This is a genomic window from Psychromicrobium silvestre (assembly GCF_013408295.1).
Taxonomy (GTDB): Bacteria; Actinomycetota; Actinomycetes; order Actinomycetales; family Micrococcaceae; genus Renibacterium; species Renibacterium silvestre.
In genome coordinates, this window is record NZ_JACBYQ010000001.1 from 425,722 (window position 1) to 444,465 (window position 18,744).

General features: G+C 59.2%; 19 protein-coding genes. 9 read left to right on the forward strand and 10 right to left on the reverse strand.

The genetic code is table 11. The features are described 5' to 3' along the window. Positions 1-46: 46 nt before the first annotated feature. From FHU41_RS02040 to FHU41_RS02070, 7 genes are all read left to right on the forward strand, one after another. Positions 47-2,047, forward strand: a complete 2,001-nt coding sequence (locus FHU41_RS02040; RefSeq protein WP_343046219.1) for a penicillin-binding transpeptidase domain-containing protein — start codon at positions 47-49, stop codon at positions 2,045-2,047. A 98-nt stretch (positions 2,048-2,145) separates the two neighbouring features. Beyond that, the gene (locus tag FHU41_RS02045) at positions 2,146-2,946 is read left to right on the forward strand and encodes a helix-turn-helix transcriptional regulator (RefSeq protein ID WP_179387987.1); all 801 of its coding nucleotides are present in this window, start codon (positions 2,146-2,148) and stop codon (positions 2,944-2,946) included. Next, positions 2,943-4,415 (forward strand): Fe-S cluster assembly protein SufB, encoded by a 1,473-nt coding sequence (sufB, locus tag FHU41_RS02050; RefSeq protein WP_179387988.1) that lies wholly within the window; start codon positions 2,943-2,945, stop codon positions 4,413-4,415. Before FHU41_RS02045 ends, sufB begins: the two co-directional genes overlap by 4 nt. After that, a complete protein-coding gene (sufD, locus tag FHU41_RS02055) occupies positions 4,415-5,665 on the forward strand; it encodes a Fe-S cluster assembly protein SufD (RefSeq protein ID WP_179387989.1) in 1,251 nt (416 codons plus the stop codon). The genes sufB and sufD overlap by 1 nt, the downstream gene beginning before the upstream one ends. Beyond that, positions 5,666-6,007 (forward strand): non-heme iron oxygenase ferredoxin subunit, encoded by a 342-nt coding sequence (locus FHU41_RS02060; RefSeq protein WP_179387990.1) that lies wholly within the window; start codon positions 5,666-5,668, stop codon positions 6,005-6,007. Positions 6,008-6,031: 24 nt separating this feature from the next. Further along, entirely contained in the window at positions 6,032-6,811 is a 780-nt protein-coding gene (gene sufC, locus FHU41_RS02065) for a Fe-S cluster assembly ATPase SufC (RefSeq protein ID WP_179387991.1), read from the forward strand. Between the two features lie 9 nt (positions 6,812-6,820). After that, positions 6,821-7,138: a metal-sulfur cluster assembly factor gene (locus tag FHU41_RS02070; RefSeq protein WP_179387992.1), complete on the forward strand. Its 318-nt coding sequence runs from the start codon at positions 6,821-6,823 to the stop codon at positions 7,136-7,138. A gap of 106 nt (positions 7,139-7,244) precedes the next feature. On the opposite strand, the gene ypfJ is transcribed toward FHU41_RS02070, so the two are convergent. Further along, entirely contained in the window at positions 7,245-8,162 is a 918-nt protein-coding gene (ypfJ, locus tag FHU41_RS02075; RefSeq protein WP_179387993.1) for a KPN_02809 family neutral zinc metallopeptidase, read from the reverse strand. A gap of 87 nt (positions 8,163-8,249) precedes the next feature. Here ypfJ and galE point away from each other — a divergent pair, with 87 nt between their 5' ends. Continuing rightward, positions 8,250-9,266, forward strand: a complete 1,017-nt coding sequence (galE, locus tag FHU41_RS02080; RefSeq protein ID WP_179389076.1) for a UDP-glucose 4-epimerase GalE — start codon at positions 8,250-8,252, stop codon at positions 9,264-9,266. On the opposite strand, the gene FHU41_RS02085 is transcribed toward galE, so the two are convergent. From FHU41_RS02085 to pxpA, 9 genes are all read right to left on the reverse strand, one after another. Beyond that, positions 9,254-9,904, reverse strand: a complete 651-nt coding sequence (locus tag FHU41_RS02085) for an energy-coupling factor transporter transmembrane component T family protein (RefSeq protein WP_179387994.1) — start codon at positions 9,902-9,904, stop codon at positions 9,254-9,256. The two genes, galE and FHU41_RS02085, sit on opposite strands and share 13 nt — an antisense overlap. After that, entirely contained in the window at positions 9,905-10,624 is a 720-nt protein-coding gene (locus FHU41_RS02090) for an energy-coupling factor ABC transporter ATP-binding protein (protein WP_179387995.1), read from the reverse strand. It abuts the gene before it with no gap. 37 nt (positions 10,625-10,661) lie between these two features. Further along, positions 10,662-11,300 (reverse strand): biotin transporter BioY, encoded by a 639-nt coding sequence (locus tag FHU41_RS02095; protein ID WP_343046220.1) that lies wholly within the window; start codon positions 11,298-11,300, stop codon positions 10,662-10,664. A gap of 170 nt (positions 11,301-11,470) precedes the next feature. Beyond that, the gene (locus FHU41_RS02100; RefSeq protein WP_179387997.1) at positions 11,471-12,820 is read right to left on the reverse strand and encodes a purine-cytosine permease family protein; all 1,350 of its coding nucleotides are present in this window, start codon (positions 12,818-12,820) and stop codon (positions 11,471-11,473) included. A gap of 70 nt (positions 12,821-12,890) precedes the next feature. After that, positions 12,891-13,856: a 5-oxoprolinase subunit C family protein gene (locus FHU41_RS02105; RefSeq protein ID WP_179387998.1), complete on the reverse strand. Its 966-nt coding sequence runs from the start codon at positions 13,854-13,856 to the stop codon at positions 12,891-12,893. Further along, a complete protein-coding gene (locus tag FHU41_RS02110; protein ID WP_179387999.1) occupies positions 13,846-14,754 on the reverse strand; it encodes a 5-oxoprolinase subunit B family protein in 909 nt (302 codons plus the stop codon). Before FHU41_RS02110 ends, FHU41_RS02105 begins: the two co-directional genes overlap by 11 nt. Continuing rightward, complete coding sequence (locus tag FHU41_RS02115) at positions 14,751-16,115, reverse strand: acetyl-CoA carboxylase biotin carboxylase subunit (protein WP_179389077.1); 1,365 nt, start codon at positions 16,113-16,115, stop codon at positions 14,751-14,753. The genes FHU41_RS02110 and FHU41_RS02115 overlap by 4 nt, the downstream gene beginning before the upstream one ends. Positions 16,116-16,120: 5 nt before the next feature. Then, positions 16,121-16,372 carry an acetyl-CoA carboxylase gene (locus FHU41_RS02120; protein WP_179388000.1) on the reverse strand — a complete coding sequence of 84 codons (252 nt, stop codon included), beginning with the start codon at positions 16,370-16,372 and terminating at the stop codon, positions 16,121-16,123. 36 nt (positions 16,373-16,408) lie between these two features. Continuing rightward, positions 16,409-17,170: a 5-oxoprolinase subunit PxpA gene (gene pxpA / locus FHU41_RS02125; RefSeq protein WP_179388001.1), complete on the reverse strand. Its 762-nt coding sequence runs from the start codon at positions 17,168-17,170 to the stop codon at positions 16,409-16,411. A 92-nt stretch (positions 17,171-17,262) separates the two neighbouring features. On the opposite strand from pxpA, the gene FHU41_RS02130 reads away from it, so the two are divergent. Beyond that, positions 17,263-18,735: a helix-turn-helix domain-containing protein gene (locus FHU41_RS02130; RefSeq protein WP_179388002.1), complete on the forward strand. Its 1,473-nt coding sequence runs from the start codon at positions 17,263-17,265 to the stop codon at positions 18,733-18,735. The last annotated feature ends 9 nt before the right edge of the window (positions 18,736-18,744 follow it).

Genomic DNA, 18,744 nt, shown 5'->3' on the forward strand with positions numbered 1-18,744 from the left:
AGCAAGTAGTAATCAGAATTGTCGTTTGATTTGAGATACTGGGCGAGTGCGGAAAAGTGGATTGCGGAAATTTAAAACCCTGGCCCTTGCTTTGCCCGTGGCGCTGCTAGCGCTCACGCTGACCTCTTGCGATGGGGGTGATGACGGCGCCAAGGACGCTGCCCAGAAACTCGCAGAGGCCCTGAGCTCGGGAAATCTCAGCTCACTGAGCTTCGCCAATTCGGTCAGTGCTGAGACAGCCAACACCTCCTTCACCGAGCTGATTAAGCCGCTTGGCGAGGTCAAGCCGAAGGTTAGCCTCGGCGAGATTCAGGTGGATAAGGATAATAAGGATAATAAGGACAAAATTTCCGCCACCCTGAGCTACGAGTGGAGCTTTGGCAAAGAAAGCTGGAAGTACAACAGCACCGCCTCGCTGAGTAAAACCGATAAGACCTGGAGCACTCTCTGGACCCCGGAACTGATTGTTCCCGGATTCCAGGAGGGTGATGTTCTGCAGCTCCAAACTACGGCTGCGCCGCGCGGAAAGATTTTGGGCGACGGCGGTCAGGTGCTGGTGCAGGACCGGCCGGTGCTGCTGATCGGTATTGACAAGACCAAGGTCAATACCGCTGGCCAGCCAAGCTCGGCGAAGGCCCTAGCGACTCTGGTCGGAGTGGACCCCGCAGCCTTCGCTAGCCAAGTTCAGGCCGCCGGACCGCAGGCGTTTGTGCAGGCCATCTCGCTACGCGATGATGCCAATAGAACCGTGACCGATGCTCAGATCGCAGCCATTCCCGGTGCCGTCGGACTTAAAGACACGCTTCCCCTCGCACCGACCCGGAGCTTTGCCCGCCCGGTGCTGGGCACGGTGGGCGAAGCCACCAAGGAACTCATCGAGAAGTCCGATGGACGGCTCAAAGCAGGTGACCTGACCGGCCTGAGCGGGTTGCAGGCACAATATGACGAGCAACTCTCCGGCACCTCCGGGATCGAGATCGTCGAAAAACCAGCGAAGGCTGATGCCGCCGGTACCCCGAGGGTGCTGTTTACGGTGAATGCCAAGGCTGGTAGCGACCTCAAAACCACGCTGAGCCTGAAGACCCAAAACCTGGCCGAGTCGCTACTCAGCGATACCACCTCCCCCTCAGCCATTGTGGCGATCAAACCGTCGACAGGAGCAGTACTCGCGGCCGCTAGCGGACCCGCCAGTAACGGCTACAACACGGCGCTCTTGGGCCAGTACGCTCCGGGCTCAACCTTCAAGACGATCACCTCCTTGGCCCTCCTGCGGAACGGCCTGACTCCGGACAGCACGGTTCCTTGCACCCCTTCGATCGCGGCAGGCGGGACCACCTTCAAAAACGCTCCCGGTTATCCGGAGAGCAGCACGGGGCAGATCACCCTGCGTGACGCTTTTGCACACTCCTGTAATACCGCCTTTATCTCCCAGGCCGGGAAGGTGAGTCAGGCGCAACTTGCCGAGGCAGCCGCGAGCCTGGGCATTGGCACCGGGGGAGCAGAGACGGAGTTCGGGGCCGAAAACTTTAGCGGCAATGTGCCAGCCAGCGGTACCGACGCCGAGCATGCGGCTTCGATGATCGGTCAGGGCAAGGTGCTGGTTTCGCCGTGGACGATGGCCAATGTTGCAGCCAGCGTAAGTCATGGCTCCAAGGTGCAGGCGAAGCTGGTGCAAGCCACTCCGAGCACGCCAAGCACAGCTTCGGCTTCGTCCGGCACCTCCAGTACTGGGTCTGCCTCCACTACCGACAGTGTGCCTTCGAGCCCACCGCTTACCACCGCCGAGGCTGCGAAGCTCAAAGACATGATGAGCGCTGTGGTGACCAGTGGCCACGCCGCAGTCCTGCAGAATCTTCCCGGTGGCGCGGTAATCGCCAAAACCGGCACCGCCGAATACGGCAATGACAACCCGCCGAAAACCCACTCCTGGATGATCGCCGCCCAGGGGGATATCGCCGTCGTGGTCTTCGTGGAGGACGGCGGGCTTGGCGCGGGTACCGCCGGGCCAATCATGGCAGACTTCCTCAACGGGCTGATCGGCAAATAGACAAATAAAATAGACAAATAAACGGATGCCTGGCCTGTAACGCCGTCTGAAGGGCTGCCTTACTAGCTGTCAGGAATCTATTAGGACATAATTGTGTTGTGTATTCCGTGACGGCAAATTCTCAAAAAACCCGGTCGGCGGCAGCCGCTGGGGTGCCGGCGGGGACAGTTTCGTCCGCCAGTGGCACAGAGAGCGATGAGCGCACCCGTGATCGGGTGCGCAGCGCGGTGCTGGAACACGGCCCGGTGAGTGCCGCCCAACTGGGTTCTTTACTCGGACTAACTCCGGCGGCTATTCGCCGCCACTTGGACCACCTGGAGAAAATCGGGGTGATCGAGGTCAAATTGGTTCGTGGCACCGGTACTGGGGCTGGTCGACCGGCCCGACGTTACGTACTTTCCAGTCAGGGCCAATCGGGGCTGGGAAACGATTATCTACAAATCGCCAGAACCGCGCTCAGTCAATTGGTTGCCGCCAATGGCAAGGATGCCATCAAAACCTTCGCGGAGAACCGCTTCGCAGCCATGAAAACGCGTTACGAACCGTTGCTCGCCCAGGCTGGGGACGACGTCGTCCTCCGCGCCGAAATCCTTTCCGAGGCGCTTAGCGCTGATGGCTACGTAGCCTCCTCCCATAAATTGCTGGGCACCGGTCCTTTGCAAGCCGTGCAGCTGTGCCAGGGGCACTGTCCGGTGCTTGAATTGGCGGTCGAATACCCGGAGTTCTGCGAGGCAGAGACCGAGGCGTTTTCTGATCTGCTCGGCTTGGACGTGCGGAGACTTTCCACCCTAGCCAGCGGCGGCCACGTTTGCACCACCCACATTCCTACCGGTCGTTCTTCAGTAGAGGGCGAATCGGGACAGGCACAACTTCGATCTGCAGGAAGGCAGTTGCGATGACAGATCAATTAGCCAATGAGGCTAGCGATACTCTGGTTCCCGACGGGGCAATCACCGATATCCTCGAACGCAATCCGGAGCTGGAGGGCATTGGTAACTATGCCTTCGGCTGGTCGGATAAGAACGAGGCGAGCGAGAACGCGCGCCGCGGTCTGAGCGAAGAGGTAGTTCGGGATATCTCGGCCAAGAAGAACGAGCCGCAATGGATGCTCGATTTGAGGCTGAAGGGCTTGAAGTACTTCGACCGTAAACCCATGCCCAACTGGGGCGCGGATTTGTCTGGTATCGACTTCGATAACATCAAGTACTTCGTCCGCTCCACCGAGAAGCAGGCCGAATCTTGGGAAGACTTGCCCGAGGACATTCGCAACACCTACGAAAAATTGGGTATTCCGGAAGCCGAGCGCAACCGTCTGGTCTCCGGCGTCGCCGCTCAGTACGAATCCGAGGTGGTCTACCACCAGATCCGCGAGGACCTGGAAGCGCAGGGTGTCATCTTCCTGGACACCGATACCGCGCTCAAGGAGCATCCGGAGATTTTCCAGGAGTACTTCGGAACCATCATTCCGGTGGGGGACAATAAATTTGCCTCGCTGAACACTGCCGTCTGGTCCGGCGGATCCTTCGTCTACGTGCCGCCGGGCGTGCATGTAGAGATCCCGCTGCAGGCTTATTTCCGGATTAATACCGAGAACATGGGCCAGTTCGAGCGCACCCTGATCATCGCCGATGAAGGCTCCTATGTGCATTACATCGAGGGTTGCACGGCACCGATTTACACCTCTGATTCACTGCACTCCGCAGTGGTTGAGATTGTCGTAAAGAAGAACGCCCGGGTGCGTTACACCACCATCCAGAACTGGTCGAACAACGTCTACAATCTGGTAACCAAGCGTGCGATTGCGCACGAAGGTGCAACTATGGAGTGGATCGACGGCAATATCGGTTCCAAGGTCACCATGAAGTACCCGGCCGTCTACCTGGTAGGCGAGCACGCCAAGGGCGAGACCTTGTCGATCGCCTTTGCCGGTGAAGGCCAGCATCAGGACACCGGATCCAAGATGGTGCACATCGCACCGAACACGAAATCCTCGATTATCTCCAAATCGGTGGCTCGCGGCGGTGGCCGAGCAGCCTATCGAGGCCTGGTCCAGATCCGCGAGGGCGCTCATCACTCGGCCAATACGGTGCGTTGTGATGCGCTGCTGGTGGACACTATCTCCCGTTCGGATACCTACCCCTATGTGGATATTCGCGAGGACGACGTGTCAATGGGTCACGAGGCCACGGTCTCTCGGGTTTCGGAAGAGCAGTTGTTCTACCTGATGTCCCGAGGCATGCCCGAGGACGAGGCGATGGCAATGATCGTGCGTGGCTTTATTGAGCCGATTGCCCGCGAACTGCCGATGGAATACGCGCTGGAGCTGAACCGGCTGATTGAACTGCAAATGGAAGGCTCTGTTGGTTGATGGAGAAGTTAGTAGTGAGCGCACCAGTAGAGACTGCAAATAGCAAGGCTGCCATCTCCGGGATGAGCGAAGAAGGGGAGACCCTGCTCGACTCGAAGGTGGATAAGCACCATAGTCACGGCACCGAGGTAATGGCTTCCCGCGCCGAGCGGTTGACCAGCTTCTCGGTAGAGGATTTCAAAATCCCCAGCGGCTTCGAGGAGGAATGGCGTTTCACCCCGGTGAAGAAGCTCGCCAATCTGTTCTCGGAGACCCCGGGCGAGGTGGCCGCGGTTGACTATGCCATCGAGCTGCCCGAAGGCGTTGTGGAAGGGAGCCTGGCCATTGGCCAAGCCCCCCGGGGCACCGCGTTGGTTCCTGCCGACCGGGCTGCCGCAGTTGCTTCGGCCGACGTCGCAGCAGCGCATTACTTCGGCATCCCGGCGGGGCAGGAACTCTCCGAGCCGCTTAAACTCACCATTACTGGTCAAGGTGAAGGCCTCCGGGCTAATTCGCATTGCGTTTTGGAAGCCGGCGCGAACTCGCGTGCTGTAGTGATCCTCGATCATCACGGAAGCGCCGATTTCAACGGAAACCTTGAGATTATTGTGGGCGAAGGCGCCGAGTTGACCGTGGTCAGCGTGCAGCGCTGGGAGGACACCGCCAAGCACCTGGGGCAACACGATGCCCTGATTGCTAAGGACGCGAAGTACAAGCATGTGGCAGTCACCTTGGGCGGGGCCATTGTGCGGCTCAACGTGAACGCCCGTTACGCGGGTGAAGGCGCAGAAGCAGAGCTTTTCGGACTCTACTTCGCCGATGCCGGTCAGCACTTGGAACACCGCACCTACATCGATCACAATGTGCCGAACTCGAAGTCCAATGTGCTCTACAAGGGCGCTTTGCAGGGCGCGCAGGCGCATACCGTCTGGGTTGGCGATGTACTGATCCAGAAACAAGCCGTCGGCACCGACAGCTATGAGAAGAACCAGAACCTGATCCTGACCGACGGCGCCCGGGCCGATTCGGTGCCGAACCTGGAAATCGAGACCGGTTTGATCGAAGGAGCCGGCCACGCTAGCTCGACCGGGCGCTTCGACGACGAACACCTGTTCTACCTGATGGCTCGTGGCATCTCGGAGCGGGACGCTCGGCTGCTGGTGGTTCGTGGTTACCTCAACGAGGTTATCCAGAAGATCAAGGTACCCGCGCTCGAAGCGGAACTCGTCGAAGCGCTGGAGCGCGAACTCGAGGCTTCGGGAGCACTGTAGATGGCTGCGGAGCTGGTGTGTCGAGTGGATGAAGTTGAGGTTAAAAGCGCACTTCGCGTGGAGATTGACGACATCCCGGTGGCTATTGTGAAGGATTCCGAGGGTGCCTTGCACGCCATCGGAGATACCTGTTCTCACGCTGAGATCTCGCTCAGTGAAGGCGACGTCGAAGGGTGCACGATCGAGTGTTGGGCACACGGCTCCAGCTTCGATCTGAATTCCGGCCAGCCGCTCACCTTGCCCGCCTATGAACCGATTCCGGTATTCGCCTTGAGTGTCGAGGGTGATGACGTCTATGTGGATGTCGCCACCATACTCAACGGCGTAGAGCCGATCAATTAGAGACCTTTAAGGAAAGAAGAAGATATGTCCACCCTGGAAATCAAGGACCTGCACGTCAGCATTGAGACGGAGCAGGGCAAAAAGGAAATCCTCAAGGGCGTTAGCCTGACCATCAAAACGGGGGAGACGCACGCCATTATGGGCCCCAACGGTTCCGGCAAGTCCACCCTGGCCTCCACCATCGCCGGGCACCCGCGTTATTTGGTGGATTCCGGCACGATTACCTTAGACGGCGAAGACGTACTGGCCATGAGCGTGGATCAGCGCGCCCGGGCCGGTCTTTTCCTGGCCATGCAGTACCCGGTGGAGATCCCCGGTGTCACCATGAGCAACTTCCTGCGCACCGCGAAAACTGCCATTGACGGTGAGGCTCCCGCGCTGCGGACCTGGACCAAGGACGTCAAAGCGGCAATGACTCAGCTCCGGATCGATCCGGACTTTGCTCAGCGCAATGTCAACGAAGGCTTCTCCGGCGGTGAGAAGAAGCGTCACGAGATCCTCCAGTTGGAACTCTTCGCGCCGAAGTTTGCCGTGCTTGACGAGACCGACTCGGGTCTGGACGTGGATGCGCTCAAGATCGTTTCCGAGGGCGTCAACCGCGCCCAAGAGGGCGGCAAAATGGGCACCCTGCTGATCACTCACTACACCCGGATTCTGCGTTACATCAAGCCGGAGTTCGTGCACGTCTTCGTTGATGGCAAGGTTGCCGAAGAGGGCGGGCCGGAACTTGCGGACCGCTTGGAAGAAGAAGGTTATGACCGCTTCCTGGCCGAGGCTGTTCCGGCCGTGGCCGAGCAGGCTTAAGCTGAGATTATGAGCGCAACAGTAGAACTGCCGGAGCTGGAAGAGGCTCTTAGGGACGTGATTGATCCCGAGCTGGGGGTCAATGTGGTCGATCTGGGCCTGCTCTACGGCCTCAAATACGCCGAAGACGGCGCCTTGCTGCTCGATATGACGCTAACCACGGCTGCTTGCCCACTGCAAGATGTTATCGAGGAGCAGGTGGAGAGCGCCCTGGGCGGCTTAGTGGACGAGTGGCGGATCAACTGGGTCTGGATGCCGCCGTGGGGTCCAGAGAAAATCACCGAGGACGGTCGCGATCAGATGCGTGCCCTAGGCTTCAACATCTAAGCAACCGCGAGTGCACAGTTAAGGCCCATGTTCAACCATGAACATGGGCCTTAACTGTGCACTCGCGCGGAGGGTTTGTGGCGCGGAGGGTTCGATCTTGAAGGCGCTAGGGCGTGGACACCGCGAAGGTGTCGCACTTTGTCAGGCTGCCGTTCTGGAAGCCGATGGTCAGCCACTTTTGTCGTTGTGCGCTGGAACCGTGGGTCCAGGACTCCGGATTACTCTGCCCGGTTGCAGCTTCCTGAATCCGGTCGTCACCCACCGAGGACGCCGCCGAGAGCGCATCATTGAGGTCTTTCTGGGTGATCGACTTCAAGAAGGGCTGTCCGGTGGCTGGGTCCTTCGTGGTGGTGGCGTACTTGATCCAAATTCCGGCGTAGCAGTCGGCCTGCAATTCCACCCTGACCGAGCCCGAGCTGGCACCCTGCGGGTCGTCCTGAGCCTGCGAAATGTTCCCCAGAACGTCCTGGATGTGGTGACCGAACTCGTGTGCCACCACATACTCCTGAGCTAGCGGACCGCCCGAGGAACCAAAGCGGTCGACCAGCTCTTGGAAGAAGCCGGGGTCGAAGTAGGCGGTCTTATCGCCGGGGCAATAGAACGGCCCGACGTCGGTGCTTGCCGGTCCACAGGCGGTGCTGGTCTGTTGGCTGAAAAGTACGGTCTTGATCTTGCCGTAACTCGCTCCGCCGTTCTGCTTCAAATAGCTCGGCCAGAAGGCATTGAGGCTATTCACGGTTGCGTTGATCCGACAATCCAGACGATTGTTCGCATCTGCACCAGTTTTACACAGTTGCGCCGCGCTACTGGCACCGATGGCTGCGGTTTCCTGTTGGCCACTGCCGCCGTCGATAGCTCCGGCAATGCCATTGAGTAGCCCGGAATTAACTCCGAAATAACCGCCGACCAATAGGATCAACGCGCCCACAATGCCGATGCCGGTTTTGCCTCCGCGGCCCATTCCGGGGCCACGACGATCCTCGACCTGCGAGGAGTCAATTTGGGTGCCTTCGTTAAAACTCATGCACCAAGGATGCCATAGCAATCGAGTGCGGTAATATTCTGGACGGCGGAGTTGATGGGCAATTCTGCCGAAAACAGTGAGGACACAGTGAAAATTCTGGTTACCGGCGGCGCTGGATATATTGGCTCTCATACCGTTCTGCAGCTCTTGGAAAAGGGGCATGAACTGGTGGTGGTGGACAATCTACTGAATTCCTCTGCCGAGTCCCTGGACCGCGTTCGCCAGTTGACCGGTCGGGAAGTAAGTTTTCACCAGATCGACCTGTTGGATGAGCAAGCAGTGGAAGAAGTCTTCGCCCAGGAAGCGCCGGAAGCCGTGGTGCATTTCGCCGGTTTAAAGGCCGTCGGGGAGTCGGTAGCAGAGCCGCTGCTCTATTACCGCAATAACTTGATCGGTACTCTGAACCTGCTGCAGAGTATGCAAAAACATGAGATAAAGAAACTCGTTTTCAGCTCCTCAGCCACCGTCTATAGCGCGACGGCGAGTAGCCCGCTCGTGGAAAAATCGGAACTAGGTGCGACTAATCCTTATGGCCGCACCAAGCAGCAAATCGAAGAGATTCTGAGCGATTTAGGAGCCTCCGACCCGCAGTGGCGGATCGCCCTGCTGCGTTACTTCAATCCGGTGGGTGCTCATGCCTCGGGCCGGATCGGTGAAGACCCCAGCGGCATCCCTAATAATCTGCTGCCCTTCGTGGCTCAGGTAGCGGTGGGTCGCCGTGAACAAGTCACTGTCTTTGGGCATGACTATCCGACCACGGACGGCACCGGAGTGCGCGACTACATTCATGTGGTGGACTTAGCGGACGGGCACTTGGCCGCGCTTGATTACCTGGAAGAGAACGCCGGAGTGTATCGCTGGAACCTCGGTACCGGTCGTGGCTATTCGGTGCTTGAGGTGATTGCGGCCTTCCAGAAGGTCTCCGGGCGGAAGATCAACTACGTGCTTGGCGATCGGCGGCCCGGTGACCTGGCTACGTCCTTTGCCGATGCCTCGGCAGCCCTAGCGCAATTGAGCTGGTCGGCGACTCGCGATCTGGAAGAAATGTGCGCCGACCACTGGCGCTGGCAGGAACAAAATCCGCAGGGCTATCAGTCCGCCTGATCGCCGATTCCCCGAGCGGCCAGGGCCTCCCCGGTGGATTGAGCCAAGGCCACGGTGGCAATGACGGTGGGCAGCAGATGGGCACGTGGGCTGCGTTCCAGTCCGCGTGCCTTGGCTGCGTCATGCACATCGGCATAAGCACCTAGCAGATACGGCACGCTGCGGAACATGATGCTCACGGTGAGCGCGAAGCGTTCGGGATCGGCGCCGAGGAAACGCAGTGGCCGGATCAGCGAGGTCAAACCGTCGAGAACTTCCTGCGGCTTGCTGCTGAGGCTCAGCAGGCTAGCAGCGTAAACGCAACTGAGCATCACCAAGACTATATTGGCGGCAATCGGTAGTCCCGCCGCCCAGCCGTTCAACAGGCATTGATAACCGGAAAGTATGAACAACACCGGCCAGAGCAGTTTGAGCGGAGCGAGCAGAACCCGCCGGGGGAGCCTGGCGCTGATGAACGCCAGCAAAATGATGAGCAATAGCGCCGAAAGGGCCAGCCAACCCGGGGGCCAGAGCAGCGGGAGTAAGTAACACAACACGCCGACCACGGCCATCCCCAGCAGCTTGAGTAAATAGGGGCTGCGATGCAGGAAACTATCGCCCGCAATATATTGACCCACCAGGAAGCTATGCCCGCGCATTCAGGCCTTCCAGGTCTTCGCCCTGGCGAGGGCCAGTTCTCGGTACTGCCGAACACCCGCTACCGGATCGCCGTCGTACACCACCTTGGCTTGATCGATCACCAGCAAACGTTCCGCGCGGCAGGCCAGCTCCAAATCGTGGCTGGCCAGCACCACTTGTTGCTCCAGCCCGGCCAGCAACTCGACCAGCCGATGCGTGTTGACCAGATCTAGCAGCGTTGTTGGCTCATCAAGGACCAGGATTTTCGGTTGAACCGCAAGCACACTACTGAGCGCCACCAGTTGGCGTTCGCCGCCGGAAAGCGAATACACGCTGTGTTCCGCCAGCGATTCCAGCCCAAAGCGCTCCAGCACCTGCAATGCCGCAGCTCTTCGCTCCGGAGCTTTCGGATGGCTTCGACGCAACGAAAGTTCGACGTCTTCTAAGGGGGTGGGCATCACTAGTTGAGAGAGGGGATCAGTAAACATGAAACCCACCTGACGGCGGACGGCGGCGCCCTCCCGAACGGTATCCAGCCCGTTGACCTCAACCGAACCAGAGCTCGGCGCAATCAGACCATTGAGCAGTCTCAGCAGGGTGGACTTACCGGAACCATTGGCTCCGATAACGGCTATCCGTTGTTCGGTCAATTCCAGCGTGAGCTCTTCGAGCAAGGTGAGTTCGCTGCCGCCGTCCGGGGACTTCACCCGAACGGCGGCAGCCTTCAGCTCAATTGTCACAGCAGTTCAATCGACACGCTAGTTCAATCAACACCACTCAGCGGTCTCGTAACAGCCGAGGGAAGGCGCGGTGCAGGCTGAGTGCCAGCAACACGGCTAAGACGATTTTGATCAGGTCGCCGGGGATGAAGATGATATCCGCAGAGAAAGCCGCGCCGAGGCTTAGCTTGCCGTTGATCATCATGCCCACGATGCCGAGTGCATGATTGAGCACCAGGCCGACAACTCCGGCAGCTGCGAAGAGCACCGGAGCTAGCCGCCAGGCTCGACGAACGATCAGCAAAGCGAGAGCACCGACCAGGGCTGCGACCAAGGGGAAGCTCAGTAGGTAGCCAGCGCTGGGGCCAGCCAACAGGCCGATACCACCGCGGAACCCGGCGAAGATCGGCAAGCCCACTAGGCCGAGTATGAGGTAGAGACCGACCGCCGCGAAGGCTCTGCCCGGTCCAAGCAGCAAGGCGGTCAGGGTGATCACCAAGGTCTGCAAGGTCAGCGGGACGCTGAGTAGATTGCCGATCTGGATGGGTGGAACCACGGCAACAACGACCAGCAACGCGGCGAAGACCGCGATCAGTGACAGGTCTTGGGCTCCCCAGCGCCGCCGGACCTTACCGGTTGTCGAAGCGGGGTTCTGCTGGCTCTTCTGCTGGTTGAGCTCGGCGGAACGTGGATTCACAGGTATCTCCTCAATCTCAGTTTGTAGCATGTGGACAATGAATCGTGATGGTTTCCCTGACTTTACCGGTTGCGGCTGCGTTGGTAATTGTTTGTATTACACAAGGTTAGGGCTGCTTTGTTGATGAAGCTCGGCCGCGGGCGGCCAGCACCAAGAATCAACTTAGAACATCAGCTCAGCGCGGCATCCGCAGCCAGCACCTCGCGATCCCGTTCACTGAGTTCCGCCTCCGTGACCGTAGGTGGTTGCTGGAGCCGGTATGCCAGATAGTACAGCCCGGCGGCCAATAGCACCGTGATCAACGGAGCCAGCTGAGCTAGCACCGGAGCGGCAGTCTGTTCGGTCAACGCAATTCCGGTACCAGCACTGAGTATCCAGGCCAGCGCGCCAGCGTTGAGTAGGGGCAATTTGCGCACCCTCACCTCGGGAAGCTGATCTTGCTTGCCGCGGTTGAGCGCAATGTAAACCAGCGCAATGGACACCCAGGCGGTGACAAAAACGCCCTGCCAGGCCAGCGCCTTCAAAAGGTAGCTCAGCACATCGGTGAGCATCAGCAAGAAGACCACGACCCCGGAGATGATGGCCCAGAAGTATCTGGGCAGCCGCAGTCCGAAGCGCAGTGCGAGCGCATCGAGATTGCTTGAGGCCAGGTAATAATTCGCAGTATTGATCCGGGTCTGCGAAATGAAGATCACCAAGACGCCAATGAATCCGAGTGAGGAGATGAATGCTTGGACCACTCCGGTCTCGCTGGCTTCCAAACCCCAGGCGCTCATAATGTAGATTCCCACCAGCCCACTGAGGCCGAAGGTACAGAGGTAGAAGACCCAACCGAAGCTTGCTTGGCTATGGAAGTTCTGATCCTTCTTCTTGCCCAATCGGGCATAGTCGAAGGTGTACATCATCATGATGTACACGCCCATGTAGATCAGATAGGAACTTAGCCAACCCGGCAGCGCACCTTGTGGGGCGGCCTCTCCAATCCAATGGCTGGGCACGCCACGGATCACGGTGGCTGCAATAACGACGGCGACCAGGCCGGCAAAGTAGAGCGGCAACAGGATACCGTTCAGCCGGTCGAGCCAGTTCCGTACTCCGCCAATGGCCAGCGGAACCGCATAAGCCACCACCAAGGCGTACCACATGACAATGCTTCCACCGAAGAACTGCTGCAGGGCGACGGCGATAATGGAACCTTCGAAGACCGCATAGTAGATCGCGGTGGCAGCGAAGATCAGCGCGGCCAGACCGGAGCCGATGACCCCGAAGAGGGTTCTAGAGAGCAGGTTCACCGAGAGCCCGGTGCGGGCAGCATAGCGGGAGAGCACCAGGTTAATCAGCCCGTAGGTCACCACGGTCAGCACAATGCCGATCAGGGTATTAGTTACTCCCACCGCACTGGCCGAAGCCACCGCGATATAGATCCAAAACATTGCTGAAAACAAGGCCCACCAAGCCATAAAAAGCGACCATTTACCGGCCCGATCTGCGGCCGGCAGAACGTAATTTGAGTACGACAAAATAACCCCCAGGGGTAAGTGATATTGCGGGATGAAGTGAACCGGCTTGGATGGCGCGGTCGGGGGATTCCTAGACTTGGTGTGTCCAGAGTTGTTCGCGAAGTTTCGCGTTGTTGCCACGGGCTGCCAAAGCTTGATCCATGGAAACCTCGGTAAAGCGGGTTTTTGTTCCGGGCGCGCTACGAGCCAGCAGATCCAGATCGGCGCTGATCACGGTGGCCACCATGGCGTAGCCGCCGCCGGAGACCGCGTCGCGATGCAGTACGATCGGTTCTTTTCCGCCGGGGATCTGAATCGATCCAACGGCGTAACCGGCATCGACAATATTAGAGGGATCGGAACCGGCACCGAAGGGCTGAACCCGCGGCTTCCATTCGACCTCCGGCCCGGAGTAACGTAGCCCGGTGCGGTCTGCCACCGGGGTGAGGTTCCATTCCGCGCTCACCAGGGTGTGCCAGCCAGCCTCACTGAGGAGATGGTCGTAGAGTCCTCTGAGCACCCTGACCTCAAGCTGCTTGCTGAAGCTGGGGCGTAGTTCCTGCGGGCACTGCTGGAAACCTTCGCCAAGCACACGACCCACCGGTAGCAGATCTCCGGCCCGCAGGGTCCTGCCCTGGAAGCCTCCTAATTTGCCGAGCGTATAGGTACTGCGGCTTCCTAGCACCACCGGTACGTCAATACCGCCGGAAACCGCCAGGTAGAACCGACTCCCGGCTTGGGCGGGTCCGAAGGAGACCTCATCGCCCGGCTGCAAGGATATTCTTTCCCATTGCGGCTTCGTGACCCCATTGATGGTGACTGTGACCGGGGCGCCGGTCACCGCGATGTTCATCGAAGAGAGCGCTTTCAGCCGTGGACCGAGGTAGGCGGCTTCCAGCACGGCTTCCTTCACGGTATTGCCTACTAGTGCATTGGCTACCTCGGCGCTGAACTGATCCATTGCCCCGCCTTGCGGGATGCCGACGTTGTACACACCGGGCCGTCCTTGGTCCTGCACTGTGGTGGAGAGGCCGGGTTCGATTATTTCAATGCTCATCGAGACCACCTAGGAGTTGTTGGTTATAAGTGTGCGGATCGGCGAGCGCCTGAGCCAGATCGAAGGTGACCGGCAGCTGTCGGTATCGGTAGCTTCCGGCCTCTACTTGAGCCTGGATGCTGCGATACTCGGCCTCGTTCACCGGTTTGAATTTCACGATGTCCCCGGGTTTGAAGAACACCATGAAGTCTTGGAAATCGGGGAGTTGCTGTGCCGGATCGAAGATTGGTACCGCAGCGATGCCGAACATCTGATAGCCACCAGCGCCACGAACCGAATAGATGCAGGCGAAACAGCCGCCGTGACCCACGGTGAGCGGCGGAGTGTCGGTTCTCGGACTGAGATATTTGGGGACCTGCAGTTGCTCTTCCGGCGGCACGATTTGGAACATAAAAGGCAGGCCGGCCACAAAACCGACCATGGAGACCAGCCAGGGGGAGCTGTGGTGCCGTTCGATGAACTCCTCCGCGCCGGAGAGTTGGTTCTGTTCGGCCGCGAAATCGAGGTCGCTGCCCTCCGGACGCTGATGCCCCTTTCGGAAACGTGCCGCGGTCTCCGAGGTGTATGGATCCTGATACCAGACCGGAACCTCGATCAGCCGGGTCTGAAGGGTTTGCAGGCTTGAACTGCGCACCTTTTGCTCAGCCTCACGAACTGTCGCTTCCAAGCGATCAGGAGCCAGCAGATCAGGATTGAAGCGGATGAGTATCGAGGCATTGGCCGGACAGATATCGACGACGCCGGGCAGCTCGCCTTCGGTCAGCACCTGAGCCATGCTATTGGCCAGGAAATTGGCTGCCAGGCTCATTGCCTCGTCTATTTCCACGAACAGGAACTCGTCACCGCCCCAGGTGTAGCGGGCCGCGGTGGGGATGCCGAGGGTTCCGGGACTGCTCATGCCAGTACCTCCCAGAAGTCGGGGTTGGTTTCGATGAATTTGGAGTGATGGGAGACCTCGGCCAACTCGGCTCGTGCCGCGAGCGCCTTCAGTAACGGAAGCGTGGTGTGCACTCCTTCGATCTCGGCTTCACCGAGCGCCCTTCGGGCTCGACTCAGTGCAGTTTCCCGACTTTCATCCCAGACGATGATTTTGGCCAGCAGGGAGTCATAGAAAGGTGCCACCGCAGAACCTACTCGGACTCCTGAATCCAAGCGGATACCCGGTCCTTCTGGCCATTGAAGCCGGGAAAGCGTGCCCGGACTGGGCATGAAATTATTGGCGGGATCTTCGGCATTGAGTCGGAACTCAAAGGCATGGCCGTTGAACGTCACATCTTGCTGGCCGAGCCGCAGCGGGTTTCCGGCGGCGATCAGCAATTGCTCTCGCACCAGGTCTAGACCGGTAATCAGCTCGGTGACCGGGTGCTCAACCTGGAGTCGGGTGTTCATCTCGATGAACGCGGCTTGGCCGCTGCGCGGATCGTAAAGGAATTCCACCGTGCCGAGTCCGCTGTAGGAACACGCCAGGGCAAGCTGCACCGAGGAGTTACGGATCTCCGACCGGACTTCCTCGGGTAGATCGGGAGCGGGTGCTTCCTCGACGAGTTTCTGTTGCCGGCGTTGTAAGGAACAATCCCGGTCGCCCAGGTGGATCACTTGCTGGCCGTCGCCGAGGATCTGTACTTCGACGTGACGAGCCTGTTCGATGAACTGCTCCAGGTACACATCGGGACTTCCGAAGGCTGCCGCAGCCTCGGCTCGTGCCAGGTCGACGGTCTGGACCAGATCCTTCACCGAGGTGACCAATCGAATGCCCCGCCCGCCGCCACCAGCCGAGGCTTTAACCACTAACGGGAAACCGATCTGCTCGCCAAACTGCTCAACTTCTTCTGGCCTGAGCGCGGGGTCGAGTATTCCGTCGGTGCCGCGCAGAGTGGGTACCCCGGCCCCTCGAGCGGCTTGCCGAGCTTGGGATTTATTGCCCATCTGCTCAATAGCTTCCGGGGAGGGCCCCACCCAGGTGATTCCGGCGTCGAGCACCTGACGGGCAAAGCCAGCGTTCTCGGACAGGAATCCATAGCCGGGATGTATGGCATCGGCGCGGGAACGCCTGGCTGCCTCCAGCACCGCCTGCTGATCGAGGTAGCTCTTGCTGGCCGGAGCCGGGCCGATGACGGCAATCTCATCGGCAAGCTGAGCGGCAAGAGACTCTCGGTCAACTTCACTGCAAGCCAGGATGGTTTCGATGCCCATCTCGCGTGCGGTGCGGATGATCCGGACCGCGATTTCCCCTCTATTGGCCACTAATAGCCGGTGCATGCTGCTCACTTCTCTCCGTCTTCATCGACGACTGCTATTGAGTCGCCGGGATTGACCGCCCCGAAATCCTCTACCGAAAACTCCCGGAGCACTCCGGCCACATCGGAGCGGATCTCGCTGAATTGCTTCATGATTTCCACTACCCCGATGACTTGGCCGACTTCGAGCCGGTCACCGGGTTCGACATAGGGGTCCTTGTCCGGCCCAGGCTTGCGGTAGAAAATTCCGGGCAGAGCGGATGAGATGTGATGGGTCACGGGATTCCTCGGTTTCTTTGGTTTAAAGTGCAGGTTTTAGCGCAGTGCGTCGCGGACCGCGAGAGCGACCGCTGGAGAGTTGTTCGCATCCGAATGAACACAGATGCTGTCGAAGTCCAGGCGTAGTTCGGTGCCGTCCTCGGCGAGCACCACTCCCTCTTCTAGCGCTCGCCGGACTCGTTGGGCGGCAGCTTCGGGATTGGTTGGTTCCGGGCGCCTCTTGATCAGAAGTTGACCTTCCGAACCATAGTTCAAATCGACATAGAGCTCGGCGATGAAGGGGATTCCCAGTTCGGTACAGACCTTCTGATGCTCAGTGCCGGCGAGTCCGAAAAAAGGTACCTGAAAAAGTTCGCAGACCTTCGCTGCCGCGGTCATCAGCTCTGCATTGCGAGCCAACATGCCGTAGAGCGAGCCATGTGGCTTGAGATGATTGAGTTCCGCACCGGTGCGTCGCAGGAACGCATTGAGGGCTCCCACTTGATAGAGCAACAGTGACTCCACCTCGCTGGCCGTTAGTTTCATCTCTCGGCGACCAAAGCCCACCAGATCCGGAAGGCCTGGATGCGCCCCGATCTTGACGTTCTTTTGATAGGCCAGCTCGACGGTCTGAGCCATCGTCTCCGGATCGCCCGAATGGAAGCCGCAAGCCACATTGGCCACATCGATGGTCTCCAAAAGTGCGGCGTCATTGCCGAAGGAGTGCAAGCCGAAGGACTCACCGAGGTCGGAATTGATAGAGATCGTCCGTCGAGGAGTGCTCTCAGAAGAGAGCTGGGTCACAGTTGTTCTGTCCATCGTCCCAAGCTATGCGCCAAGCCGGAGGATCAATATATGTAACTTGCACATAAAATATGTAGATCATTGTGTAGTCGGCACTAGGAGAAGGTGTGAAAGTAGCGGATCTGCTGGTCGAACAGGTACTTCAACTCCGTTTGCACACCCCCTCCTCGGCGGAGCGAATGGCTCGTGGGATCAGCTATTGCGCGCCTGCGGAGTTCATGGATCCCACTCCCTTTCTGAGCCCCAATGCCCTGCTCTTGACCAACGGTATGGGTTTGAACATCTCTGACGATAGAACCTGGGATGCCTATGTGGAGCGGCTCGCTAGGGTCCCGGTTGCGGCCATCGTCTTTGGCACCGGGCCAGCTCACCAATTGGTTCCGCCGGGCTTGAGTAAGGCTGCGGCAGCTCATGGTGTGCCGCTGCTGGAGGTGCCGGGCTCGGTGCCTGGCCTGCAAGTTCACCGCTATGTCAGCAGCGTATTGGAGGCTGAAAGATTCGCGCTGACCAAACAATCTTGGGAACTCGCCGAACGCTGTTCCCAACTGGTCCGTGGACGAGGAAACCTCAGCCCGATGCTCCGTGCGGTAGCGCAGGCGGTAAGCGGTGAGGTTGCCGTGGTCGACGCCGGAGGTTCGGTGCTGCTGCAATGGCCTAAGGAGGGTGATTGGAAGCCTCAGGCCAGAAGAAACCTTAGCGGGGGAGCGCAGAGCACCTTTCCGCTGCCGGCGAGCGACGGCGGTAGGTTCTCGCTTTTGGTGCGCAATAGTCCGATCCTGGACTCGCTGCCCGCGCTGCTCGGTCCGGTTTGTTCGATTATCGCCGTCCACCTGAGCTCGGCCCTGAACGAGCAGTCCGGCGAACGTCAGGCCATCCAGAAGTTCCTGAGTGCCCTGGACGATTGGCATGCTGCCACAAGCGCAGATCTGGCTCGGTTGATGCGCTCTACCGGGCTGTCGAATCGTCAATCTAGTTATCTGATTGCCGCGGCTGCCGACCCGGATTCTCCGGTTCCGCTATGGCTGATGCGATTGGCTTTGCAGGAGGCCTTCGGTACCGTTCGCTTTGCCATGGAAGATGGCGTGTTCTTTGCTTTTGGCCAGGAACCAATCGATGCGGAACCGCTTGTCGCGTTACTGAAGCAATTCCGCGAGGAGTTGCCACAATTGAGGGTGCTGTTAGCAGGCCCGGCGGAAAGTCTCGACCAGCTCCGTTTGGACGCTGCCCAAGTACGTCATCAGCTAGATCAAGCCGGTGGCTCAATGATCGTGCCCGGACTAGGGCTGCAAGCCCTGATTGCGGCGACGGCTGGCCGCGGGGCGCAGGCCGCGGCGCAGAGATTGCTCGCTCCGCTACTGGACTATGACCGGGCGCATCAAGGACGATTGCTCGACACCTTGGAGGCATATCTGGCACAGGATGCGCATGCCGATCGCAGCTGTGCGGAGTTGTTCATCCACCGCAATACGCTCAACTACCGTTTGAAGCAGATCGAAGGGCTACTCGATATTGACCTGAAATCCTTGGAGAATAAGGCCAATTGCTTGATAGCGCTTAGGCTGTACCGGGCTGCTCGGTGAATCGCACGG